Raw genomic sequence first — 23,167 nt, forward strand, 5'->3', positions numbered from 1 at the left:
GGGTGCGGCCTCGGTCGGTCAGGTGAAGAGGAGCACGCCTCATTGAGATTCGCCGCGCAATACTCTGTTTTTATACAGAATTTTCACTTCTGGTATGAACGCGCCCATAAGCGGTACTTGAATCCAATAATGAACATTATGTAATATTTGGCGCACAGCCTAAACGAAGCCACTCAGTAGTCGTAGTCATACCCGTATTCCGGCCCCATGTAGCGGCATTTGTTAAGGACTACGCCCATGACGTTGGTCTGGGCCGCCAGTTCGCGTTCGCACTGATCGATTTCCTTGATCGTCGTCGCCTCAGCAGCGGCCACCAGCAACACGCAGTCGACCTGCCCGGCAAAGGCCATGGTGTCATCGCTGACCAGCATCGGCGACATGTCAAAGATCGTCAGAGTCGGATCGTAGCGGGCCTCGATATCCGCCAGCACGTCCGGCACATGCAGGCTGTTCAGAAGTTCGGCCGGATTCCGGCTGGGCCCGGGGTTGGTCGAGATCGCAAGGTTGTCGCCATATCGCATGGCGTTGCTTTCGAACTGGCGGGTGCCGTCGAGCACGCCAGAAAAACTGATGTCGCGGCTGACGCCCAGCATCGACCCGAGCGAGGGCCGCCGCAGGTCTAGTTCCAGTAGCAATGTGCGCAGATCAGGCTGGCGTGCCAGGCTGAAGGCCAGGTTCAGCGCCAGCGTGCTCTTGCCGCAGGCGGCCGAAGGCGAAGTGATCGCCAGCCGGTGCCAGTTGTTGGCGCGGATCTGCTGAAGCACGCGGGTACGCAGCATGTCCACACCTGTGGCGGCGCTACCGCCCCGGAAGGCGACGATGCGGTTGCGCTCCATCTGGCGGGAACTGAGCGTCAGGGCGGGCAGTGCCTGCCAGGCCGTCGCCACATCCCCTGCCGGAGAGGATGCGACGACGGCGTCGGTGCGCAATGCTGTCGTACCCGGCTGCGAGCCGCCTACCCGTTCGGCACGGGCCTTGGCGATGGCGCTCTGAATCTTTTCCATGTCGCTCCTCTCAGGCCCAAGCCGTCGGCACAGGCCAGACCATGCCTGCCAGTCCAAATCGCTGACCGATGGCATCTAACAAAAGATCCAGCGGCATGTACCAGGTGTGCACCGCCCAGAGCCCCACCGGAATACCAACCAGGAAGGTTCCCAAAACCCCCACGATCAGGCTACGGCGGCGCAGCGTCTCGCGGCGGGTGCGATAATAGGGAAGCGTGGCAAAGGGCTGGATTCCCAGCTGCGCAGTCAGATCGGCGGGACGTCGGATCCCGGTGTTCACCAGTTCCAGCAGCAGCACCATGGCAAGCCCCAGCAGCAGGCCGCCGCTGACCCCACCGGCCGCGATCAGCACCCGATTGGGGCGCTCGGGCTCCTGCGGAATCACGGCCTGTTCGATGATCGAGATCCGCTGCCCCTTGGACAGCGCCTCAATCACATCACCGGTTTCAGCGCGGGCCTTGTTCGCGACGGCCTGGTCATATTGCGCCCGCACGTTGGCATAGTCGCGCTCAAACGTGTCCAGCGTGATCGCATTGCCGGGCGTTGCCTCTATCGACTGCGCCAGCCCGTCGAGGCTGGCCTGGACCTGAGCCTTCTGGGACGCGATGAAATCGAGCTGGCCATCGATATCAACCAGCTGCACTTCATAGATGTCCAGCGTCTCCCCGCCCCGGGATCCGGCGGCGCGCGCCAGCTGCTCCTTTACCACGTCCTCCAGCGCAACGAGTCGCGCCTCGAGCAGTTTTATCTTGGGGTTTTCAGGGGATAGGACTGCCCTGAGGCCGGACAGTTCATCCCGTAGGCTCTGCAGCTGGCGCTGTTCCGGGCTCTGATCCCGAAGCGGCGTGGCGTCCTGCAGCGCGCCGTCCGAATCCTGCAGGCTGACCACACGGCTGCGGCGGTCCTTCAGCCCCGCCTCCTCGCGCTCGAGCTGGAGCAGACGCTCCTGGCTGGCGGCCTGCTGGGACCGGCGGAAATCAAGACTGTCCGGCAGAGCCTCCTGGTTCTTTTCCTTGAAGGCTAGGATCGTGGCGCCGCGCTGGGCCAGTTCCTTGTCCAGCCGGGCCACTTCCTGTTCAAAGAATTCCAGCGTCTGACGCGCGGTCCGGGTCCGCATCGCCACATCTTCGCGCAGGATCAGGGTGACCAGCTCGTTGGTGACAGTGGCAGACATGCGGGCATTGGAAGCCTCGAAACTGACTGCGACCAGGGTGGCGCTGGCCGCGCCACGCTGGCCACCACCGGTTGTCACCATCGAGATCCGCTTGCGCATGTCCTCGACCAGGGTATCGGCATCCAGCGCGATCTGCGCTTTTCCAGAGCCCGGCGCATAGATCTGCAGGCGGTTGGCCATATCCAGCAGCGTGTCGCGGGTCAGGATGCGCTGCTGGATGATCTCGAGCTGTTCGGTCGCCTCGGTCCGCACGGTCGAGGCGGCGAGTTCGTCCGGGATCTGCTCGGATTCCACCAGCAGGCGCGCCTTGGCAACATAGACCGGCGGCAGCACCTTGGCCAACGTCAGGCCGATGGCCGAACCAATGATCAGAAACAGCAGAAACCAGTGCAGACGCCGCAGAAACAGGGAAAAATAGAACTTTAGATCCACACTAGTCCGCCTTTGTCTTCTGATGCGGTTCAAGAACCAGAGCCGGATAGGCCGTTCTCTGGCTGGGGAAGAATACACCGTCGTCCAGCACCTGCTGCACCGTCAGGCGTGTAACCAATTGTTCGTTCCGGGTGAAGGCATAGACCATCGACAGATCGCACAGCTGATTAACCAGCCGCGGCACCCCACCCGATGCCTCGGAAATCAGCGCGCAGGCCTCGGGCGCGAATATCTCGGACACGGCCCCCGCGATGGCAAGACGGTGTGTGATATAATGCTGCACCGTCACCGCATCCATCGTCGACAAATGAAAGGCCGACGATACCCGCTGCGCGAACTGGCGCAAATCAGGGCGGTGGATCACCTCGCGCAGCTCGGGCTGGCCGACCAGGACAAGTTGCAGCAACTCGTCTTTGTTGGCGTTGATGTTGGTGAACATCCGCAGCTCTTCGAGCGATTCACGCGTCATGTTCTGCGCCTCGTCGAATATGAGGATCACCCGGCGCCCGGCAGCGTATTCCGATATCAGGAAGCTCTGAAACCGGCCGAAAAGGTCGACATAGTTCTCGTCCGCCCCGGCAGGTTGCCCCAGCGCCTGCAACACCCAGCGCAGCAGCTCGCCCCGATCCCCATGGGCATTGGCGATCAGCCCGATGCGCACCTCGTCCCCGACCGAGCGCAGCAGCTGGTGCAGCAGCGTGGTCTTGCCGGCACCGACCTCGCCCGTGATCAGGGTGATCGGAGCGCGGGTCAGGATGCCGTATTCCAGCATCGCATAGGCCCGGTTGTGCTGATCCGACCAGAAGATGAAATCCGGGTCGGGCACCAGTGAAAACGGCCGTTCCGCCAGTTTGAAGAACGCGGTGTATATGTCGAGCGTACTATTCATGCCAAGCCTGAAATCTGTCGCAGAACCCTTGCCTCAGCAGACGGGCAAAATTGTGACTGTAAGCTCAAAACCACACAGAACCCATTTCACCTAACGTGTATGTGGTTTCCGGGCAAGCTTCAGAGCTGACCTTCCGGGCTTATCAGGCGCCTGCCCGAATAGGCAACTGCGAGCCTAACAAATGCACAAATCGCGACATCAATAGATGCATATCGGTCGCTTCGGTCATTTTTTTCAAACATGGATACCAAAAACTTGGCGCCGGTCCTCGATTGTGCTTAACAGAATCTCGACCCATTTTAGTCAAATTATGGTTGCTCTTTTAGTATTTAGACAAGGCTGTACCCGAGTTTTAGTTTGGATTTAAGTTTGGAAAATCTGCCTCATCCCTCCGACGGGCGCCGCATATGACGGCGCATTATCGCGACATCGCATCCCAGACGCTTCCATCCAGCCCGATCCATCCGCAAGAACGGCGCGGGCTTTATCGTGATGGCGCGAAACGCCTGCTCGATATCGCGCTGGTAATGCTGAGCGCGCCGATCGTGGTCGCGCTGGTGGGATGCCTCGCGCTGCTGGTGGCACTGGAGGGCGGCAAGCCATTCTACGTCCAGACCCGCGTTGGGCGCAACGGACGTCCCTACCCGATGTGGAAGCTGCGCACGATGGTGACGGATGCCGAGGCAAAGCTGGAAAGCCACCTCGCTTTGGATCCGGCGGCACGCATCGAATGGAACCGCACGCAAAAGCTCAGATCCGACCCTCGCATAACCGTCTTCGGACGCTTTCTGCGCGCATCCTCGCTTGACGAGCTGCCGCAGCTTTGGAACGTGCTGCGCGGCCACATGTCCTTGGTCGGACCCCGCCCGATGATGCCCAGCCAGGTCAACCTTTATCCCGGCACCGCCTATTACCGGCTGCGCCCTGGCATCACCGGTATCTGGCAGGTCTCCTTGCGCAACGCCTCGACCTTTGCCGACCGCGCCCGGTTCGACACCGCCTATGAGACCCGCCTGTCTCTGACAGAGGATCTGCGCCTGCTGGCGGCAACCGTGCAGGTGGTGATGCGCGGGACCGGATACTGACACAGCCCACAGGCCCGTATGCGAAAATCCTGTCTCGGGATCACACCCTTTTGACAGTTCCCCGGATTTTGCCGCACTTTAACATTTCAGTGTCTGTCTGAGGCAGTATAAACTGGCACCTGCTTGTGGCAGCCCCGCGGGTCCTTGAAACGTACAAAATTGAGTAACATGCATACTGACATCCGACGCTTTCGCCCGTTCCTCATTCTGGCAGTGCTGTGCAGCAGCCTGTTCCTGGCCGCCTGCGAAAGTTCCGATGAAAAGGCCGAGCGCTATTTTCAGTCCGGCATGTCCCTGCTTGCCTCAGGCGACGAAGAGCGTGCCCTGATCGAATTCCGTAATGTTTTCAAATACAACGGCTTTCACAAAGACGCCCGGAAAACCTATGCCGACGTTCTGGTGACACAGGGCAAGCTGCAGGAAGCATACAGCCAGTACCTGCGCCTGATCGAACAATACCCCGACACCGTCGAGGTGCGCCGCTCGCTGGCGGAAATGGCTATCCAGAACGGCAACTGGGACGAGGCCGAGCGCCACGGCCGCGCCGCGCTGGCCTTGACGCCGGACGATCCGCAGACCCGGGCCATCGGCCTTGCGCTGGACTATCGCCAGGCCTCGATCGACCGGAACGAGGCAGAACGCGGCCGCATCGCCCAAGAGGCCGCCACCCTGCTGGACACCCTGCGCGCCGGAGACGGGCCGGACAACGACGCGCTGGTCCGCATCGCGATCGACCACCTCGCCTCGGGCGAGACCCCCGCCGACGCCCTGCCCGTCATCGACGCGGCGCTGGAACGCTCGCCCGAGGCGCTGGATCTCAACACGATGAAAGTGCGCCTGCTGGCACAGTCCGGCGATACCGAAGCGACCGGCGCACAGCTGCGGCGGATGATCAGCCTGTTTCCCGACAACCGCGAGATGCAGCAAGCGCTGATCAACTGGTATCTGGTGCAAAAGGACATCGACAGCGCCGAAGCCTTCCTGCGCGATCTGGCCGGACCCGACACCGGCGAAACGACCGGACACCTGAGCGTCGTACAGCTGCTGCAGACCGCCCGCGGCCCGCAAGCTGCGCGTGACGAGCTCGAGCGCCTGAGCAACCTCAATGCCGACACCGATAACGGGCGTATTTATGGGGCGATGCTTGCCTCGATGGATTTCGAGGCGGGCCAGACCGATGCCGGGATCACCGGCATGCGCGCCTCTCTCGAAGGAGCGGAGACCGGTGAGCAGAGCCGGCGGCTGCAGATCATGCTGGCCCAGATGCTGGCACGCACCGGTGAGCGCGACGAAGCCGGTGCTTTGGTCGATCAGGTGCTGACAGAGGACACCAGCAACGTTGCCGCGCTCAAGATGCGCGCCAGATGGCTGGTGGATGCTGACAAACCCGGCGAAGCCATCATCGCCCTGCGCACCGCGCTGAACCAGAACCCGCGGGATTCCGAAACCCTGACCTTGATGGCGATGGCGCATGAACGCGACGGCGACACCGATCTCATGGGCGAACGTCTGGCGCTCGCGGTCGAGGTCTCGGCCTCGGCGCCGGCGGAATCCGTGCGCTATGCCCGCTTTCTGCTGGAACAGGGTCGCGAACAGGTGGCCATTGCCGTGCTCGAAGATGCCCGCCAGCGGGCGCCAGAAACTCTTGACCTGCTGCTGCTGCTGGCCGACATCCATCTGCGCTCCCGGGCCTGGCCCCAGGCGCAGGTGATCGTGGATGCGCTGCGCACACTCGACACGCCCCAGGCCCGGCAAGCCGCCCCAACCCTTCAGGCCGCAATCCTGCAGGGACAGAACCGCACCGCGGACAGCCTGCTCGTGCTCGAGGCCGAAGTCGGGGATGACATTTCGGATGCCGACCGGCAGGCCACAAGGGCAATGGTCCTGATCGTCCAGACCAAGATCCGCGATGGCAAGATCGACGAGGCCCGCGCCTATCTCGACGATATTCTGGCACAATCGCCCGACAACCCGGACCTACAGCTTCTGAATGCCAACCTGCATGCCCTGATGGGCGAGATGAAACCAGCCGAGGCGGTTTATCGTGAGCTGATCGACCGCTTTCCGCAGAACGACCTGCCGGTGCGCCTGCTGATGGGGGTGCTGTCAGCCGCAGGGCGTGAGGACGAACTGCTTGCCGTGTTGACAGCCGCACAAGAGCGGATGCCGGATGCGCCCAACCTGCTCTGGATCCGGGCCAGCCTGCTGGAGCGCAATGGCGACATCGACGGCGCGATCGGCGTTTACGAAACGCTCTATGCCCGCGACAGCAGCAATACCATCGTTGCCAACAACCTGGCCAGCCTGATCACCGCGCACCGGGACGGTCCCGAAAGCCTCGAACGGGGCTTTTCCATCGCGCGGCGCCTGCGCGGCACCGACGTTCCGGCATTCCAGGACACCTATGGCTGGATCGAATACCTGCGCGGCAATGCTGACGAAGCGCTGCGCTATCTCGAACCGGCTGCGGGGGGGCTGCCCACTGATCCACTGGCGCAATACCATCTGGGCATGACCTATGCGGCCCTCGGAAGAGACGGCGATGCCCGCACCTCTCTGATCCGCGCCCTGGACATCGCGGGGGACAGCCCCCTGCCCCAGTTCCAGAAAGCCCGCGACACCCTGGCTGACCTGCCGGCAGCGACCACGGATCAGCCACCGCAGACAAATCCCTGACCTCGCTGCCGGGGGCCTGCGCCTCCGGCACAGCTGACGTGTAATGCCTCCGGCATGGCCGGATTGTTGCGCCTCCGGCACAATCAGAGCATGAAGCGTGCCGCGAAGAGCCAAACGGCAGTATTTCTTTGATAATCGGTGTCGGCCTGCCCTAAATATCTGCAAGATACCGTAAAAGGGCGCAGACCCGGGGGCAAAGCAGTATGACTTTTCTGAAATCTATCATGGCAGGACGTGCCATCGCGGCAGTTGTGTTTCTGGCGCTTGCGCTTTGGGGCGCGACCGGACCAGCCGCAGCGCAGGGCTACGGCGTGAAGCCAGGCGACACACTGCGCATCGAAGTGCTCGAGGATCCGAGCCTCAACCGAACCGTACTGGTCGCGCCGGACGGGCGCATCTCGGTACCGCAGGCAGGTAGCCTGCGGGCATCCGGCCGCACGGTCGAGGCAATCCAGAGCGATCTGACCGGCCGCCTGGCCAGCGCCTTTGCAGCAACGCCGAATGTCTATGTCTCGCTCGAACAGCTGCGCCCGCGCGACCCGTATGTCGCCCGCACCCCCGAAGAGCCGCCGGTCATCGGCATCTACATTTTGGGCGAGGCCAACAAGCCCGGCCTGATCGAGGTCGCTCCGGGAACCACCGTGCTGCAGATGTTCGCGATGATGGGAGGATTCACAAAATTCGCCGCCACCAAGCGGATTCAGCTGCGCCGCACCGACACGGCCACCCACACAGAAAACGTCTACAGTCTGAACTATCCCGCGATCGAAGCTGGTAAAGACCGCAACGGGCTGACCTCTTTGATGGACGGCGATGTGATCGTCGTTCCCCAGCGCCGTCTGTTCGAGTGATGCCCGCACCGGCGCACCGGCCGGGATCGGACCACCGCCGGAACGACAGAAAGACCCGCGTGACACATTCCACCGTCAGGACACCTGCCGTGCCCTTGCCTGTTGGGGCCTGTCGTCCCGCAGCCTTACGCGCCGCGCCTCCGGCTTTGCCCGTTGCGGTGGTCCTTGTGGTGTCGCTGGCCGTGTCGGCCGCAGCCCAGTCCTATGGCACCGATGGCATCCAGCTTTCCCTCGGGCTCGCGCTGCGCACCGAGGTCGAAGACAACAGTGCGCTCGATCGCGACAGCGCCGGACCGACCTCGGAAGCAAACGCCAGACTGTCGCTCGGCCTTCTTAGCGAAACCCGGACCGAACGCCTGTCCCTGGATTTCAGCGGCACGCTCGGTGTGATCGATACCCCGGATGACACATCGCAAATCAACGGCTTCAAGGATCCGGGCGTTTCATTGTCCTATGGCCGCACCAGCGCCGCCGCGCGATTGGGGCTGAGCGCCTCGCTGCGTGAATCTAGGCTGAGCCGGGATTATTTCGACATCAACGAATTTGACGAAGGAACAACCGGCACTGACGGGACCGCTCTGGGCATCATCGACGTGGTCTCCGGGACCGCCGTCCGCCGCAGGAGCGCGGCCGAGGCCAGCCTGAACTGGGGCGACGACAGACCGCTGGGATTCGGCACCTTTGCCCGCATCAATACCACCACCTACCGCGACGGGACCGCCAATGGGCTGGACGGTTCCACGCTTGAGGACAGCCGTCGGCGGACCCTTGGGGCAACGATGCGGATGGATCTGGATGCAACCCGGCGACTAGATCTCGGGCTGACCTGGAGCGATTTTGAACAGGATAACACGACCGGCCTGCGCGAGACCCTGTCGCTGAATGCCGGGCTGACGGTGGATCGCCCGCTGGGCGCACTGACGGCCAGCCTGAACGCAGCCAACACCGAAGAGGGCGAACGCTATGGCGCCACGCTAGATCGGTCTCTGGCTCTGCCGCTGGGGCAGGTATCCGGGCAGATAGGTCTGAGCAGAAGTGTCGATGGCCAGACCTACCTGAACGGCGGACTGAATCTGCGCCGCGATCTGGCACGGGGAGCGCTGAATTTTGGACTGTCTCGCACCGTCTCTTCCAGCGATGCGGACGACACGGAGCAGCTCAACACCCGCGCCTCGCTGGGACTGACACAGGAACTGACGCCACTGTCACGGGTCCGGTTCGGTGTGAACCTGAGCAAAGCCGAGGAAACCGCGACGGGCGCAGAGACACTGAGCGGTGAGGTCGGCGCCAGCTTGAGCCATGACTTTACCAGCGACTGGACCTTGGAAACCGGCTACAGCCACCGTATCCGCAACGAGGACAGCCAAGGCGCAGCACATTCCAACCGGGTCTTTCTGGAATTGCGCCGGACCTTTCTCACCCGCTTCTGATCCGGCCTTAGCTGTTTCCGGTCTTGGCGGCCTGCCCTGGCTGCCCCCAGTTCGTTTCCGTCCCGCGGCCCATTTTCACAAAGATCCGCTCGTAGGCGGCCAGCAGCTCGGGTGTGGTATGCGCCCAGGACAAATCCTCCAGCACGCGCGCGCGCCCAAGCGCTCCCATCCGGGCCCGCCGGTCCGGATCTTCGATTAGTTCGGCCAGCTTGGCAGCGAAATCCACCGGATCGTTGGCCAGGGCATACAGCGCCGCCTCACCCGCCGACACCCGCCCTTCAGTCAGGTCGAACTGCACCAGCGGCTTTTCCAGGGTCATGTATTCCATGACCTTGTTCATGGTCGAGATGTCGTTCATCGGGTTCTTCGGATCGGGCGAGACGCCGATGTCGATCACGTTCAGTGCGGCCAGCAGGTCTGCCCCATAGAGTGCGCCGGTAAAGGTGAAATACGCCTCTAGTCCCCTGTCCTTCACATCGCTGCGCACCTCCTCGAGTGTGGGACCGAAGCCAACGATCAGGAAATGCACGTCGTCCTTGCCCAGAGCGCGGATCAGGTGCTCGGCTGCGCAGACCAAAAGGTCCATCCCCTCCTGCTGGCCGATCACCCCGACATACCCCATCACCGTGGCAGCGCCCTTGCGCATCTCGGGATTACCCGGGCCGGGTGTGAAGGTCTCGATCCTGGGCGCCGAACGAACAACAAAGACATCTTCGGGCGCCATGCCGCCCCGGCGGATCGCAATGTCGCGGAAACTGCCATTGGTAGCCATCGACACCGAGGCGGCCCGGAACGTCAGCTTTTCCCACACACGCATCATGCCGTACAGTAGGCCGCGCTTGCCAAACTTGGCCTCGAACAGTTCGGGGCAGACGTCGTGATGATCAAACATGTAGCGCACGCCCCAGGGACGGTACCACAGCGCCAGCAGAAAGATCAGATCCGGCGGATTGCAGCCCTGGATCACATCGAATTTCTTCTTACGCCAGATAAGCCGCGCCAGTCGGAACCAGTGCCAGATGGCCTGTCCCCATTCGCGGGCATAGGCCAAGGCGCCGGAATGCGCCTCGGGCAGTTCGGGATGGCGGTAGATATGCACGCCCTCGATCACCTCGGACGGTGCGGTCCAGCCCCGGCCCATGGGCGAGATCACCGAAACCTCGTAGCCTGCGTTGACCAGCGTCGTGGCCTCCAGCCAGACCCGACGGTCCAGCGGGACCGGCAGGTTCTCGACGACGATCAGAATATGGCGCACGGGGGTAGCGGTCATCGGTCTACCTGAACTCACAAAAGAACCTGTCTGTTTTCTAACATTCAACTAAGAGAGTGAACCCCCGGATGAAAGCAGGTTTCGCACATGCGACGCCCACTGTGACCCAAAGACACGACTTTTCAACGGATTTCACTCGGATTTCCCGTGTGCGCCATACTCGCGCAATAGCAACTGGACGGCCTGTTCCAGTGTCTCCCCAAGACCCCAGCCGTTGGCGTCGGCCACCGCACAGAAACTTTCGATCGTGTCCGGACGGGCCTTGAGGTTGAACTGCGCGTTACGTCCGGTGCGCCTGCGCCGTGGCGCGGACCGGGTCTGTGGCGCGTCGGCGGCCATCCGGGGCAACAGATCCGGAGTGGTCTCGGGGGGCGTGCCCCCCCTGCCCTCGCGACTGCGGAAGCCCGTCGCCTCGGCTGCCCTTTGCGTGGTGCCAGTTTCCGGGCGCGTCCGCGCGGGTGTGCCGACCGCCCATTCCGCCGGATCGATGGCATCAAAATCACTGATGTCGTCTTCGAAGCCAATGCTGGCGCGGGCACGAGTCATCACGCGGCCCCCTGTGCGGCCATCGCCTGCCGCAATCGGTTCAATACCTCGGCGGTGAAGGCGCCGGCATTCTTGCAGGCGTTTTCCAGGTTCGAGACCTGCGCCGGAACCAGATCGCGCAGCAGCCCGCCATAGTCGAAGATGTCCCGATAGGCGGCCCGTTCAACGATCGGTGTGCCAAAGACCGGGATGCCCGCCTTGTCGAGCTGGGCGCGCACGTTCTTGAGCGAGCGCGAGGCGACCGCGGCACTGGTCCGCGTCATCAGCACCCCGTGTGGGATCGCTCGACGCGCCATCCGCTCCTGATTGCGGATCAGGCGGATCATTTTGGCCGCGCCCTTGGCGTCCATTGATCCACCCTGGGTCGGGATCACCACGAGGTCGGACATACCGATGGCATTGGCCACCATCAGGCTGGCGGTGCCTTCGAGGTCGATGATGACGAACTGCGTCGTGGCGGCGGCGGCGTCGATCTGATCGACAATGCTGTCCTCGGTCACGTCCGAGACGATGCGGATGTTCTCAGGCTTGCCGGGCAAATCGGCCCACTGCGAGATCCAGCGTTCTGGATCAGCATCGATGATCACGATCTGTGCATTCCGGCTGGCCAGTTCCGAGGCCAGAAGCAAGGCGGCGGTGGTCTTTCCTGCCCCGCCCTTGGGGTTGGCAAATGCGATGACGGGCAAGGTCTTTCCTTTTCGATGACGCCTTACGGCCATGCGCAGGGCGTGGCGATTATGGGCGGCTGGCAGACCGTTAGGTGAGGATACCCGATGAGCCGCAGCCTGTAAACCGCTAGCTTTGAGCTACTTATAAGATAGCTATCCGTTAGCTATCTAAATATGCATCGCGTAATATCAGGATCTGACGCCGGAAAGGCAATCTCATCTCGTAGAAATTCCAACAAAATCACTATATATAGTGGAATATGCAAGATGTTCGCCATGTCTATAATATCCGATAGCTAGCGGATAGCTATCGGATATCTTTGGCCCATATTACAGGCGGGCAGGAAGATCAGACCAGCGCCGGAAGCGCCGTAAAGACCGGCGCGGCCGATGCTAGGGATACGCTCGAATGGCTGGCATCGGCCGGCACATCAACCGTAAGAGTTTGGGCGGTCACATCGATTGCGACGATTTGCACCGTCCCTGAAAATCCCGCCACGGACAAATACAGCCCCGGCCCGTAGCCATCCAGGACCGCGACATTGGTAATCACCGCGCTGCCTGCTGTGGTCTGGCCGGTTGTCGCAACGCTGCTGCCATACTGGCCCGGTGCCGTGCAGACCCTGCCGGGTGACACACCTGAGGCGGCGGCGGCGCTGCAGGTCCGGTCGTGCTTGTGCCAGATACGCGCGACATAGGTGCTGTCCGGCGTCCCGGTTGTGAACTCCTGAACATATGTCCTGCCGTTCACGACGTTGTCGCGGAACTCGCGACAACGGCCATAAAACTTGCTGTCGTTGACATTCGTCTCAGTGAGCGAGAAGGGCGTGGCATAGCCAAGGACCGTGTTTCCCGTCACACGCAGGGTACCGCCCCGCCGGTTGGACCGCGTGACCGTGCCACCGCTCAGAAAATAGGCGGTGTCGCTGGCCAGACAACCCTGACGAGTCTGGATCGCGGCAGCTGTCACGTTAACAGCCGCACTGACGATCTGGTTGTCACTGACCGAACCATAGGGCGCATTGCGCAGGATGATCGCCGCTGATCCGCTGACTGCAGCATGGATGCGGTTACCGTCTACCATCATGTGAAAACCATTGTAATCCACGTAGATCGGATTGACGAACGAGCCTTTGAGGATGTTTTCCCTGACGCTGGGCGTATCAAGAAAATTCGGCGGCCTAGAGGTGTTCAGAGTCTTGGCTAAGTATATTCCGCGCGTGAAAGTGCCCTGGATCTCGTTGCGATCCACATGCAGACCCGACCCGCTGGCACCAGCCATGCCCTCGATGACGCTGCAGGTCGCAGTGGTCGAAAATTCGGCCGAGCGGATGATCGTGTTTCCGATGACCGAGACATTGGCCACCTCGGCCTGGATCACAGGGTTCGAAGCGCGGGTCGGATGGCCATGATCAACGATATAGTTGTTACTCACCATGATGGTGTGGTCGTTGGACAGCGCTGATCCCGAAGCAAAGCCCGAGGTGGCAAAGAACGGATCGACCCGGATCATGATGCTGGACGCGGTATTGCCTGCGCCGCTGCCATTGTCGCCCCCGCACGAGCAACGGTACAGAGTGTTCCCGTCGATCAGCACACCGACGACACCCCGGGTGTAGATTCCCTGTTCCCAAGTATGCGACACGCTGTTGCCCGTGATATGCAGGCCGGTCGCATAGGTCGGCGCGGTACCGGGGTCGCTGATGCTGCGGTAACACTGGATGCCCGAATTACCACCCAGCACGATGTTGCCCGAAATCATCCCGTCAGCACGGTCCCAGGTATAGGCGAGCGCAAAGATCCCAACGTCGAGACCAGTGTTATCGATGATATTGTCCCTGACCTCGAAATAGGCGCACCGGGCAGAGACGATGCCGTTTTTCTGACCGCCAATGATGATCGCCTCGCCCCCCTTGCTGGCGAAGGGCGTATAGCTGCCGTCGATCACGCTGGCGAGTGTCTTGCCGCTTTCCGCGTTCATGTCGTTGCCGCTGATCCGGAAAGACGTGCAGCCATCCACGCGTACCCCGTAGGAATACTTGCGCAGGCGGCATCCCTCGATGCGGAAGTGGTGGCAGTTGCGCACGTCGATCAGCTGGTTCGACGCACCAAAGGCTGAGCTGCTCGTCACCGCCCCGCTGACCACCCGGTCATGGGCGACGTTTTCAAGCGTGACCCCCCTGATCGACCAGTTGTCGACACCGTCGGCCGTGACAAGGCTAAAGCCCGCTCCCGTAGCAGATAGGTTGTTCTGCCGCCGGATCGTACCGATGCCACACCAGTTGACACCCGCGCGTTTCACGATGCTGCCGGAAACGGCAAAATCACCCAGAGGGAAATGCAACTGCACACTGCCACCCGCCGCCGCCACGGCTGCTGCAGCGTTTTCGGCCGCCTGAATCGCTGCAGTGCTGTCCGCCGCGCCCGACAGCACCGCCCCAAAGGCCACGACGTCAAATCCGTTTGCTCCCGGCAGCACATACAGCTTGATCCCGCCCGCCGTGGTCAAGTGATGGTCCGTCGCATCAACCGCCGCCACGGCATAGCGAAACCCGCCGGCTTCGAGCGTGCCGCCGATGGTAGCTGGGGCCACACTGTCAGAATAGCTCAGCGTCGTACTCGACAGGACGTCCTCCACCCGCACAAAGCTGGTGTTCTGGATCCCTAAGAGAGAGCTGTTCAGCCCGGACAACATGGTCATGAGTTCGGTGCCGTTGATGGGCAGGCTGGGGATGGTCAGCATGGTTGGGAACCTCGGCTATGCAAAAGGAAAGGGGCAGGGCAGGGGGCCGCATGATCCGCGACAGCCCCCCACCACGGGGCGGATGGGGTGCAGGTCTGTCGACGGGGTCACGCGCTCTCCGGCAAAGTTCAGTCGAGAGCAGAGGTAAAGGCTCTGATATTAACAGGCCCTATATCCACCGTGCGCCCGACGCGCTGCAAAGACAGACGCGCCCGCCGACGGTCCTTCAAGTGTTGGAGGGGGCGGCCATGATCGCTTCCAGCCCGGCAACCATGCGCGGTTCTGCAAAGTTGGCGCACACATGCCGCCGCGCTGCTGCCCCCATGGTACCCCAACGGGCGCGGTCCGCCAGCATCCGGTCCAGACCGGCAGCAAAGGAGTCACGTGTCGGCGCGTCAATCAGCCAGCCAGTCTGCCCGTCAATCACCGTCTCGCCCGGACCACCCGCGCGGTGCGCCAGAACCGGCTTTCCCATCGCCATGGCCTCGATCACCGACATACCGAAAGGTTCGGGATCAAGCCGGGTGTTCAGCACCACATCACACAGCGCATAAAGCGGCACGATGTCGTCCTGTGGCCCGAGAAGATGCATGCGCCCCCCCAACCCCAACGCCGCAATCCCGGCGCGCAGCCGGTCGGCAAAAGCGCTGTCGAGCGGCCCGCCGCAAATCAGCACATGGGCGTCACCGCCCGCCCTGGCCAAAGCGTGGGCCAACACCAGATGGCCCTTTTCTTCGGTCAGACGGGCGAACAGCCCCAACAGCGGGACATCTGGCGGAATATTCGCAGGACGGGGTGGCAGCACCGGCACGGCAGCAGGTGCGAACCTCTCCGTATCGATGCCAAGGTGCAGCACATGGCGGCGAAACCGGCCCGAACCAAGGGTTGCGCCGGTGAACTGCGAATTGGCGACTGGCACCACATTCATCCCTCGGAACAGGCCTCGGTAGATGCGCCGGTTGAGGTCGAACCGGTAGCCTGAGGAGACGGCGTTCGGCATCATCCAGAACACCACCGCACCGGTACCCTGGACCGCGAGAGCGGCAAGTCCCACGTCCATCGGGCTTTGCACCACGACGCGGCTGATGGCTCGCGCACGGACCTGGGTGCGCAGCCAGCGCGCCAGCGCAACTTGACGCAGCGCCCGCCGCCCCAGCGTGACAAGCTTGGCCAGACCGGTGCCCGCGATCTCGGGCAGCGCTCCGGATTCCGGAGTAATCAGATCCACATCGGCGGGGCGGATATCGTCCCAAGCCGGGGCATGCTCGCCCTTTAACAAGACCAGCGTCACTGCATGGCCCCGCGCTGACAGCCCTTGCAACAACCCACCCCAGACCCGGCGCACGCCGTACCCTTCCGAACCGATGGCCAGCAGCAGGATACGCATGGTTGTCCCGGTATCGGACTCTGTATCGTCATCCGTTTCCGAGCCGGTTTCAGGACTGCCACCGAGCATCAGCTGTTCTCTGCAGGCAGCAGCGACAGGATTGCGCGCCGGTCTTTCATCGGGATCTTGGCGGCCAGCGCCAGAACCCAGCGCCGTCCTCGTGCCGTGCGACACAGCCACGTGACGGCCTGCGCCAGGATGACTCGGGCGGTCAGCGCCTCACGCCGGGCTAGATCGGCCAGAAGGGTACCGTCCGCGAACGCCCCGGCACGGATATACTTCACCGCCGTCTTGGCCGTCTCGTCGGCCATGAACCGATCGGGCGGCAGGTATAGCCCCGCATCCAATCCGAACAGGTCGACAATATCCACGCCATAGCGCTTCCGCTCTGCAAAGCAGCTTTTCGCGATGCGGCCATAGCGCGCCTGGGTCAGGCTTTTGTCCACGCGCGACGCAATGCCGTCGGCCATGAAGACGCGCCGTTCATACAACACCTCGTCAAGCAGCGCAAAATCGCCCGCAGCACTCATCCGGATCCACAGATCCCAGTCCTGCGCCAGGCGAAAGAAGGGACGGTAGCCGCCGCAGGCCATATAGGCGTCGCGACGGAACATCACGTCGCCATGGTTCACCGGACAGCCCACCTCGGTCAGCAGATGCTGGGTGGTGACGCGCGTCCGGGTATGGCCGACAGTCCTGCGCTCACCATCCCGTGCGCCGCCGATCACGTGATTTTCGCGCGCGCAGCCGACGCCGACCAGCCCCTGATCCGCCGCCAGCGCCCCGGCCTGAAGCCGCAGCCGCGCCGGATGGGACACGTCGCCCGCCCCCTGCACCGCCACATAAGCCCCCCGCGCCTGGTCCACAGCATGGGCGATGGCCGCCGTAAAGCCACGGTTGGCACCGTGAATCATCCGCAGACGCGGATCGGTGTAGCTGTCGAGAATCTCGCGCACCTTCGAATCGCGGCTACCGTCGTTGACAAGCACCACCTCGAAATTCGGATGATCCTGCGCCAGCAAACTGTCGAGCGTATCGCGGACGTAATCGGCCCGGTTGTACCAGGCACAGACAACCGACACCTGCGGGACGGCATCGCTTTGCGCGAATTGGGACATGATCTTCACTCTCCTGTTCAGGCGGCACAGTCAGCGGGCACCAGGGTGCCGTCAGGACGCACGTAGCGAGCCTCGACCTCCATGTCATAACCGGTCTCGCGCCGCGCCGCTGTCTTGATTCCGGTAATCAGAGCCAGCACATCCTCTGCCCGTGCGCGTCCGGTGTTCACAATGAAATTCGCGTGCTCCGGCGACACCTGCGCATCGCCGATCCGCCGCCCCTTGAAACCCAGCTTCTCGATGACCGCGCCCGGAGGGCCGTAATCGGCATACATGCCCGGATTTGAGACAAAGACCGACCCACAGTTCGGCGTATGATGCGGGAACTTGCGCCGCCGGTTGCCCAAAATAGTCAGCATCACGCGCCGGATTGCCTCGCGCTCGCCCGCCTCGAGCGCGAGACCCGCCGACACCACGATCTCGTCGTTGCCCTGAAAGACAGAGCGGCGATACGCAAAGCCGCAGGCCTCCCTGTCCCGGCGGTACAGGGCGCCCGTGACATCGACGCTGTCGACATGGGTGATGTTTTCGCCGATGCCCCTGCGTAAACTGCCGCCATTCATGCACACCAGGCCGCCAAAGGTGCCCGGAATGCCGCAGATATGCTCGATCCCGCCGAGGCCTGCCTGCATCACGCGCCGCGCAAGACCCGGCACCCAGACGCCGGCCCCGGCAGTGATGTCCGTCCCCGTAACCTTAACCGCGCTCTTACCAAGGCTGTTCCCGATCTGGAGCGCAACCGCCCGCAGGCCCGCATCCGCAAACAGCAGGTTGCTGGTGGCGCCGATCACCACGTTCGGCAGGCCCTGGGCAAGCAGGTACGCCCGCATGGCGCACAATTCCTCGACGCTGCGCGGGCGCAGTACGATGTCCGCAAGCCCACCGATCCGCCAGCGGCTGATCCGGGCCAGAGAAACATTCTGCATGGACGCCTCGGGAAAAGCGTCCAGCAGGGCATCCCGCGCCATTTTAGGCAAGCCTTCAGCCAACACGCACCTTTGCCCCGAGCGATTCGAGCTTGGCCGCAAAATCCATGTACCCGCGCGAGATCTGCCAGGCATCGGTGATCGTCGTCTCGCCCGTCGCCGTCAGCCCGCACAGGGTCAGCGCCGCCCCCGCCCGCAGATCCAGCGCCCGCACGCTGGCGCCATGCAGCCCGCCACCCGTGCCATGTATCTTGAGAAGGTCACCCGCGATCTCGTAGTCCACGCCCATGCGCGCCATTTCCACCGCATAGCCGTAACGCCCCGGAAAACGCAGGTCGATGATGCGCGATTCACCCCGCGCATGCGCCGCCCAGGCCGCCAAGATCGGCTGCACGTCCGAGTTGATGCCCGGATGCGGCCCGGTGCTGATCTCGATCGGATAGCAGGCCCCACCCCGAACAATCAGCGACTCCTCGCCGTGGTAAAGCCGCGCTCCGGCCGCCCGCAGATGGGTCAGCACCACCTCGAGGTCGCTGGTCGGGAACTCCGCAATCTCGACGTCGCCGCCGGTGATGACGGCTGCGGCCAGCCAGGTGACCGCCTCCATGTTGTCAGCAATGACCCGGTGGGTGACACCGTCCAGACCCTCAGACCCGGTGATCTCGATATGCTCCTGGCCGAACACCCGGATTTGCGCGCCCATGCCCTGCAGCAGGGCAATCAGGTCCAGGATCTCGGGGCGGATGTGCGGATTCCAGATCCGCGTGACGCCCTTGGCCAGACAGCCGCACAGGATCGCGTTCTCGGTCGCCCCGGTCGAACGCATGGGCAACAGGATGTCTGCCCCCACGAGCCCCCCGGTCGGCGCCTCGGCACAGAGATAGTCGCCTTCCTCCCAAACCCGCGCGCCAAGCCGCTCGAGCAGCATCACGTGCAGGTCGTACTTGCGCTCACCCAGCTTGCAGCCCCCCGGCAGGGGCACGGCGCCCGCGCCGGTGCGCGCGGTCAGCGCGCCCAAGATCAGCAATGTGTTGCGGATCGACCGCCCGTCCCAGACCAGCCGACTGGCCGGGGCCCTGCCCTCGGTGATGCGGATCTCCGAAGCCGAGACCGGTTCGGCCCGCTTGCCAAGCGCCTCGAGCATACGGACATGCACCTGCGCATCCAGCAGGCCGCTGGGATAGTTGGTCAGCGTCACCGGCCCCGCAGTCAGGAGGCTGGCCGCAAGCAGGCGCAGCGACGAATTCTTGGCACCGTTCAGCGTAACGCGACCCTCAAGGCGGGCGCGTGAGACGGTGAGCGTCGAAAGTTCAGGGGACGACATATCGTTCATGCAGGCTACTCCGGAAAAGGACGGCGGACAGCCGTGGTGCTCTGCGGATCGCGCGCTGTCCATCCGCGCCCCGCCATATCCGACCCAAAGGCCGGTGTCGCCCCGGCGCGGCACCCGGCGGGCAGTGCGAGGCAAGGTTTCGACCGGACTGCCGCATCATCGGGCAGTCCCGCGCCGGGTCAGGCTGGTGACGTACAGCGTGATGACCAGGTAAAAGACCGCCATGAGCCAGGAATAGATCCGGACATAAGTCTCGACCGGCAGGCCGAATCGCCGCACGGACCAGAACAGGACCAGCAGCAGCGCGGTCCGGATCACGTTGATTACTAGAAAACTGCCCTGCCGGTTGAACACGTTCAGCAGCTGCATCAACGGGCTCGAGGTGAACTGCGGCAGCATGTAGACCGCCAGCATCGCCGCGAATGCTCCCGCCATCTCCCATTGGGCACCAAAGGCGAAGGCGAACAGATCCGGCCCAAAGAGGATCAGCACGACCGTCGGCACCGCTCCGATGGCCAGCAGGCGCAGCTGCACCTTTCGCGTCAGTACAAATATCTCAGCCGGACGGGCACGACCAATATGGGCGACCTCGGCATAGAACGCCTTGCCGATGGACTGGCCGATCAGGTTGACCGGCAGCGCCAGCGTCATCAGCGCCAGCCCCATCTGCCCCGACACCGATGCGCCGTAAAGGCCCGCGGTGAACAGCAGCGGCATCTGCATGGCAAAAATCAGCAGGAATTGCGACGGCAGCCGCAAGGTGGGATAAGAGATGTAGTAGCGCGCCACGAACCACAGCCGCGTCCAGGAAAACCCGGTCGGGATGCGAGCAAAATCAGCACGGTAGGCGGTAAAAAAGCCCACCACGCCGCTGCTTTGCGACGCGAGCTGCCCCAGCAGCAGGCCGAAGGGCCTGAGCCCCAGCAACCCCAGCCCCACCTTCAGCGTCTCGCCGATGGCCGTGGCCAGCACCCCGCGCGACGCCAACAGGGCATAGCCGCGCTTGCGCGTGACCCAGCCGCCCAGGATTTCCGACAGGCCGGCCGTGACGATGCCCAGCACCACCACCCCCCACCAAGACACCAGCACTCCGGCCGACAGCAGCCCGAACAGCGCCTCGCCGAACAACGCAAAGCCCAGCGTCATGACCCCCGCGAACGCGATCAGCAGCAGCAGCGACAGGGTAAGAACGTCCAGCGCCACCCGATCGGTGCGGGGCAGGGGGATCGCCACCACGTAACGCAGGGTCATCACCGGCAGCATCATCTGCACGATCGCCGTGTAGATGGCGAGGATGCCGTAATCCTCGGGGGTGTAAAGCCGGGTCAGGATCGGCACGGTCAATAGCCCCAGCGTCCGGCCCAGAACGCTGCCGAAGACCAGCGTGACCATGCCGCGGAACATCGAATCGCTTGTCGCCTCACCAGCCCAGAACCGCGGTCGCCACCGGGTCCAGCGGGTCATCAGCCCTGTACCCGGGTCTGCACGGAGACGCCGATCAGCCTGGCCACCGCCTCGGCAAAGCGCGCCACGTCGCCCTGCGGGGCGCTGTCGGCGCTGGCCTGCGCGAACTCCGCCCAAAGCGCGGCATCCCCGGCCAGGCGGGTCATGAACCAGGCCATGCCTTCGGGGTTGTCCGGCTCGACCACGAAACCGTTGCGCCCCGAACGCACCAGCCGATCGCGCGCGCCGCAGTTGTCCGACAGGATCACCGGCACGCCCATCGCCTGCGCCTCGATCACCACATTTCCGAACTGTTCCTCGACCGATGGCAGCAGCAGGCACAGCGTCTGCCCCAGCACCCCGGCGATCACATCGCTTTGCAGGAAACCGCGAAACACTACCTGCCCGCCGATGCCGAGGCTGTCGGCGAGGGCGCGCAGTTCACCCTCGAGCGGACCTGAGCCGCAAAGATGCAGCGCCCGGGGGGCCGGATCCTGCGCGGCATAGAGCGCATAAGCCCGCAGCGCCATCGCCAGGTTCTTTTTCGGTACGAAGCGGGCGACCACGGTGAAATGCCGCGCGCCAAAGGCAGTGCCGCCCGGGGCAGGGGGCACGCCTGCGGCGGCACGGATACGCGCCAGCGACAGGGTGTTGTATTCCACCGTCACGCGGTCTTCCGGCAACCCCAGAAAGCGCATGTAGTCCCGCGCCCGAATACCCGAGGAAATGCCGCCCCGGTAGGGTAGATAGAACAGCCGCTTGAACCTCTCGCGCCACAACACGCGGGCGTAATCGTCGAACTTGGAGCAGCCCATGACGTAGCAGCGCCCCCCGGTCAGCCGCAGGGCCAGCGCCGCCATCAGGATCTCGGGACGTTCGTAGTTGCAAAAGAACACGTGCCGCGCCCCGGCCTTGCGCAGGGCGCGCAGGATCGCGCGCGCCTTGCTCAGGACGCCCGCACTGCGCCCGGTGCCGGGATGCAGGATGATCTTGTAAAACCCCTCTGCCGACTGCGCATCCCAGTCGTAGGTGTCGCTGCTGGCAAACTGCTCGATCCCGATGACCCGGTACTGCGTCCCCAGTGCCGCCTGCACCGCGGCGCAGCGGTCGTCGTGCATCGGGCCAAAATTGTCCCAGACAAAGGCAACTCCGGTCATGTCACGTCGCCCGCGAACAGCTGTGACAGCGCCGCCGCCCCCTGGACGGTCTCGTCAGCATGGCGGGCGCGGGCGCGGGCGCGCAGGGCGGCCCTCTCGTCCGGATCCAGCGCCAGCAGGCGACGGATCTGCACCACCGCAGCGGCGGCGAAATCCGCATCGCGCGGCAGCACCGCAAGGCAGTCGCCCACCTGATCGCGGATCGCTCCCCGGTCGAAGGCGATAACCGGCACCCCAGCGGCAAAGGCTTCGTAGATCACCGTAGGCTGCGCCTCGTAACGGTAGCGCGTGGGAAACAGAAACAGATCGAGACTCTGAAAGAACTCTTTTTTTTCAGATCCATAGAGCGGACCATGCGCAATGACGAACCCGTCCGCCACGGACCTGTCGATCACCTCGGCATCGGCGAGGTGCGGGGCCGGCCCCGCCAGGACCATGTCAACCTCCAGCCCCTCGGCCCGCACCAGCGCGGCCGTTTCGAGGAAATCGGTCAATCCCTTTTCGGGGGCAAGATTCGACAGCAGTCCCACGCTCAGCCGCCGCGCAACAGGCGCCTGCGGCGGCCAGGGCGGCACGAAAATCGCATTGGCCACCACCGACCCGTCCTGCCCCGCACCATAGCGGGCGGCAAAAGCCGCACGCATCGACGGTGCCAGGAACACGTGCCGCAACGGCGTCCCGCCCAAACGGCAGATCAGCGCCATCACCCGCGATGATGCGTCGATATACCCATAGGAGTGGTGGTGCAGCACCACGCGCAACCCCGACAGCCGCGCCACGCCAACCAGGGCAGCGGTATAGATCAACCCTAGCCCACCGTTGCACCCGATCGACACGACGCGGTGCCCGCAAAATCGATGCGCCAGGATCACAGCGGCGGCACGCAGGTAGTTGACCGCCTGCAGCAGGTGCCGCGCCAAACCAGTCGCATCCGCCGACGTATCCACCCGCCGCACCTCGGCAAAGTCCGTCAAATGCAGGGCGAGCGCCTCTGTCATGGCAGAGAAGCCATGCACTGGTGGTGGAAAGGGCCCC

General features: G+C 63.5%; 18 protein-coding genes. 4 read left to right on the forward strand and 14 right to left on the reverse strand.

Features of this window, described 5'->3' with window-relative positions; genetic code table 11:
* Positions 1–173 precede the first annotated feature (173 nt).
* From IMCC21224_RS25915 to IMCC21224_RS25925, 3 genes are read right to left on the reverse strand one after another with little or no spacing between them, the layout of a single operon-like run.
* The gene (locus tag IMCC21224_RS25915; protein WP_053079235.1) at positions 174–1,004 is read right to left on the reverse strand and encodes a CpsD/CapB family tyrosine-protein kinase; all 831 of its coding nucleotides are present in this window, start codon (positions 1,002–1,004) and stop codon (positions 174–176) included.
* 10 nt (positions 1,005–1,014) lie between these two features.
* Complete coding sequence (locus IMCC21224_RS25920) at positions 1,015–2,610, reverse strand: Wzz/FepE/Etk N-terminal domain-containing protein (RefSeq protein ID WP_047998448.1); 1,596 nt, start codon at positions 2,608–2,610, stop codon at positions 1,015–1,017.
* 1 nt (position 2,611) lies between these two features.
* Positions 2,612–3,499, reverse strand: coding sequence for an ExeA family protein (locus IMCC21224_RS25925; RefSeq protein ID WP_047998449.1), 888 nt, complete (start codon positions 3,497–3,499; stop codon positions 2,612–2,614).
* Between the two features lie 407 nt (positions 3,500–3,906).
* Here IMCC21224_RS25925 and IMCC21224_RS25930 point away from each other — a divergent pair, with 407 nt between their 5' ends.
* From IMCC21224_RS25930 to IMCC21224_RS25945, 4 genes are all read left to right on the forward strand, one after another.
* On the forward strand, positions 3,907–4,584 hold the full coding sequence (locus IMCC21224_RS25930; RefSeq protein WP_047998450.1) for a sugar transferase: 678 nt from the start codon (positions 3,907–3,909) through the stop codon (positions 4,582–4,584).
* Positions 4,585–4,752: 168 nt separating this feature from the next.
* Positions 4,753–7,260: a tetratricopeptide repeat protein gene (locus IMCC21224_RS25935; RefSeq protein ID WP_053079236.1), complete on the forward strand. Its 2,508-nt coding sequence runs from the start codon at positions 4,753–4,755 to the stop codon at positions 7,258–7,260.
* A gap of 203 nt (positions 7,261–7,463) precedes the next feature.
* Positions 7,464–8,111, forward strand: coding sequence for a polysaccharide biosynthesis/export family protein (locus IMCC21224_RS25940; protein WP_047998451.1), 648 nt, complete (start codon positions 7,464–7,466; stop codon positions 8,109–8,111).
* An 89-nt stretch (positions 8,112–8,200) separates the two neighbouring features.
* A complete protein-coding gene (locus IMCC21224_RS25945; protein ID WP_156178449.1) occupies positions 8,201–9,541 on the forward strand; it encodes a hypothetical protein in 1,341 nt (446 codons plus the stop codon).
* A gap of 7 nt (positions 9,542–9,548) precedes the next feature.
* Here the strand turns inward: IMCC21224_RS25945 and IMCC21224_RS25950 are convergent, their stop codons facing one another.
* The 11 genes from IMCC21224_RS25950 to IMCC21224_RS26000 form a co-directional block, all read right to left on the reverse strand.
* Entirely contained in the window at positions 9,549–10,811 is a 1,263-nt protein-coding gene (locus tag IMCC21224_RS25950; protein WP_047998453.1) for a glycosyltransferase family 4 protein, read from the reverse strand.
* Positions 10,812–10,943: 132 nt separating this feature from the next.
* A complete protein-coding gene (locus IMCC21224_RS25955; RefSeq protein WP_047998454.1) occupies positions 10,944–11,357 on the reverse strand; it encodes a hypothetical protein in 414 nt (137 codons plus the stop codon).
* Positions 11,357–12,043 (reverse strand): ParA family protein, encoded by a 687-nt coding sequence (locus tag IMCC21224_RS25960; protein WP_047998455.1) that lies wholly within the window; start codon positions 12,041–12,043, stop codon positions 11,357–11,359. Before IMCC21224_RS25960 ends, IMCC21224_RS25955 begins: the two co-directional genes overlap by 1 nt.
* A 331-nt stretch (positions 12,044–12,374) precedes the next feature.
* Positions 12,375–14,768: a NosD domain-containing protein gene (locus tag IMCC21224_RS25965; protein ID WP_047998456.1), complete on the reverse strand. Its 2,394-nt coding sequence runs from the start codon at positions 14,766–14,768 to the stop codon at positions 12,375–12,377.
* A gap of 226 nt (positions 14,769–14,994) precedes the next feature.
* Positions 14,995–16,224 carry a glycosyltransferase family 4 protein gene (locus tag IMCC21224_RS26875; RefSeq protein ID WP_053079237.1) on the reverse strand — a complete coding sequence of 410 codons (1,230 nt, stop codon included), beginning with the start codon at positions 16,222–16,224 and terminating at the stop codon, positions 14,995–14,997.
* Positions 16,224–17,273 (reverse strand): glycosyltransferase, encoded by a 1,050-nt coding sequence (locus IMCC21224_RS25975; RefSeq protein WP_047998457.1) that lies wholly within the window; start codon positions 17,271–17,273, stop codon positions 16,224–16,226. Before IMCC21224_RS25975 ends, IMCC21224_RS26875 begins: the two co-directional genes overlap by 1 nt.
* Before the next feature lie 17 nt (positions 17,274–17,290).
* Positions 17,291–18,241: a UDP-N-acetylmuramate dehydrogenase gene (murB, locus tag IMCC21224_RS25980; protein ID WP_047998458.1), complete on the reverse strand. Its 951-nt coding sequence runs from the start codon at positions 18,239–18,241 to the stop codon at positions 17,291–17,293.
* A 13-nt stretch (positions 18,242–18,254) separates the two neighbouring features.
* Positions 18,255–19,667 carry a UDP-N-acetylglucosamine 1-carboxyvinyltransferase gene (locus IMCC21224_RS25985; RefSeq protein WP_197089343.1) on the reverse strand — a complete coding sequence of 471 codons (1,413 nt, stop codon included), beginning with the start codon at positions 19,665–19,667 and terminating at the stop codon, positions 18,255–18,257.
* 21 nt (positions 19,668–19,688) lie between these two features.
* Positions 19,689–20,996 carry a lipopolysaccharide biosynthesis protein gene (locus IMCC21224_RS25990; RefSeq protein ID WP_047998460.1) on the reverse strand — a complete coding sequence of 436 codons (1,308 nt, stop codon included), beginning with the start codon at positions 20,994–20,996 and terminating at the stop codon, positions 19,689–19,691.
* A complete protein-coding gene (locus IMCC21224_RS25995) occupies positions 20,996–22,132 on the reverse strand; it encodes a glycosyltransferase (RefSeq protein ID WP_047998461.1) in 1,137 nt (378 codons plus the stop codon). Before IMCC21224_RS25995 ends, IMCC21224_RS25990 begins: the two co-directional genes overlap by 1 nt.
* Entirely contained in the window at positions 22,129–23,130 is a 1,002-nt protein-coding gene (locus IMCC21224_RS26000; RefSeq protein ID WP_053079238.1) for a glycosyltransferase family 4 protein, read from the reverse strand. The genes IMCC21224_RS25995 and IMCC21224_RS26000 overlap by 4 nt, the downstream gene beginning before the upstream one ends.
* Positions 23,131–23,167 lie beyond the last annotated feature (37 nt).

This window comes from Puniceibacterium sp. IMCC21224 (assembly GCF_001038505.1).
Classification (GTDB): domain Bacteria; phylum Pseudomonadota; class Alphaproteobacteria; order Rhodobacterales; family Rhodobacteraceae; genus Puniceibacterium.

What these genes read in the sequence shown, in the direction of transcription:
- IMCC21224_RS25915 (WP_053079235.1), bottom strand. Translation starts at nt 1,004, where the DNA reads ATGGAAAAGATTCAGAGCGCCATCGCCAAGGCCCGTGCCGAACGGGTA.
- IMCC21224_RS25950 (WP_047998453.1), bottom strand. Translation starts at nt 10,811, where the DNA reads ATGACCGCTACCCCCGTGCGCCATATTCTGATCGTCGTCGAGAACCTG.
- IMCC21224_RS25940 (WP_047998451.1), top strand. Translation starts at nt 7,464, where the DNA reads ATGACTTTTCTGAAATCTATCATGGCAGGACGTGCCATCGCGGCAGTT.
- IMCC21224_RS26000 (WP_053079238.1), bottom strand. Translation starts at nt 23,130, where the DNA reads ATGACAGAGGCGCTCGCCCTGCATTTGACGGACTTTGCCGAGGTGCGG.
- IMCC21224_RS25935 (WP_053079236.1), top strand. Translation starts at nt 4,753, where the DNA reads ATGCATACTGACATCCGACGCTTTCGCCCGTTCCTCATTCTGGCAGTG.
- IMCC21224_RS25990 (WP_047998460.1), bottom strand. Translation starts at nt 20,996, where the DNA reads ATGACCCGCTGGACCCGGTGGCGACCGCGGTTCTGGGCTGGTGAGGCG.
- IMCC21224_RS26875 (WP_053079237.1), bottom strand. Translation starts at nt 16,224, where the DNA reads ATGCTCGGTGGCAGTCCTGAAACCGGCTCGGAAACGGATGACGATACA.
- IMCC21224_RS25975 (WP_047998457.1), bottom strand. Translation starts at nt 17,273, where the DNA reads ATGTCCCAATTCGCGCAAAGCGATGCCGTCCCGCAGGTGTCGGTTGTC.
- IMCC21224_RS25955 (WP_047998454.1), bottom strand. Translation starts at nt 11,357, where the DNA reads ATGACTCGTGCCCGCGCCAGCATTGGCTTCGAAGACGACATCAGTGAT.
- IMCC21224_RS25925 (WP_047998449.1), bottom strand. Translation starts at nt 3,499, where the DNA reads ATGAATAGTACGCTCGACATATACACCGCGTTCTTCAAACTGGCGGAA.
- IMCC21224_RS25965 (WP_047998456.1), bottom strand. Translation starts at nt 14,768, where the DNA reads ATGCTGACCATCCCCAGCCTGCCCATCAACGGCACCGAACTCATGACC.
- IMCC21224_RS25930 (WP_047998450.1), top strand. Translation starts at nt 3,907, where the DNA reads ATGACGGCGCATTATCGCGACATCGCATCCCAGACGCTTCCATCCAGC.
- murB (WP_047998458.1), bottom strand. Translation starts at nt 18,241, where the DNA reads ATGGCGCGGGATGCCCTGCTGGACGCTTTTCCCGAGGCGTCCATGCAG.
- IMCC21224_RS25995 (WP_047998461.1), bottom strand. Translation starts at nt 22,132, where the DNA reads ATGACCGGAGTTGCCTTTGTCTGGGACAATTTTGGCCCGATGCACGAC.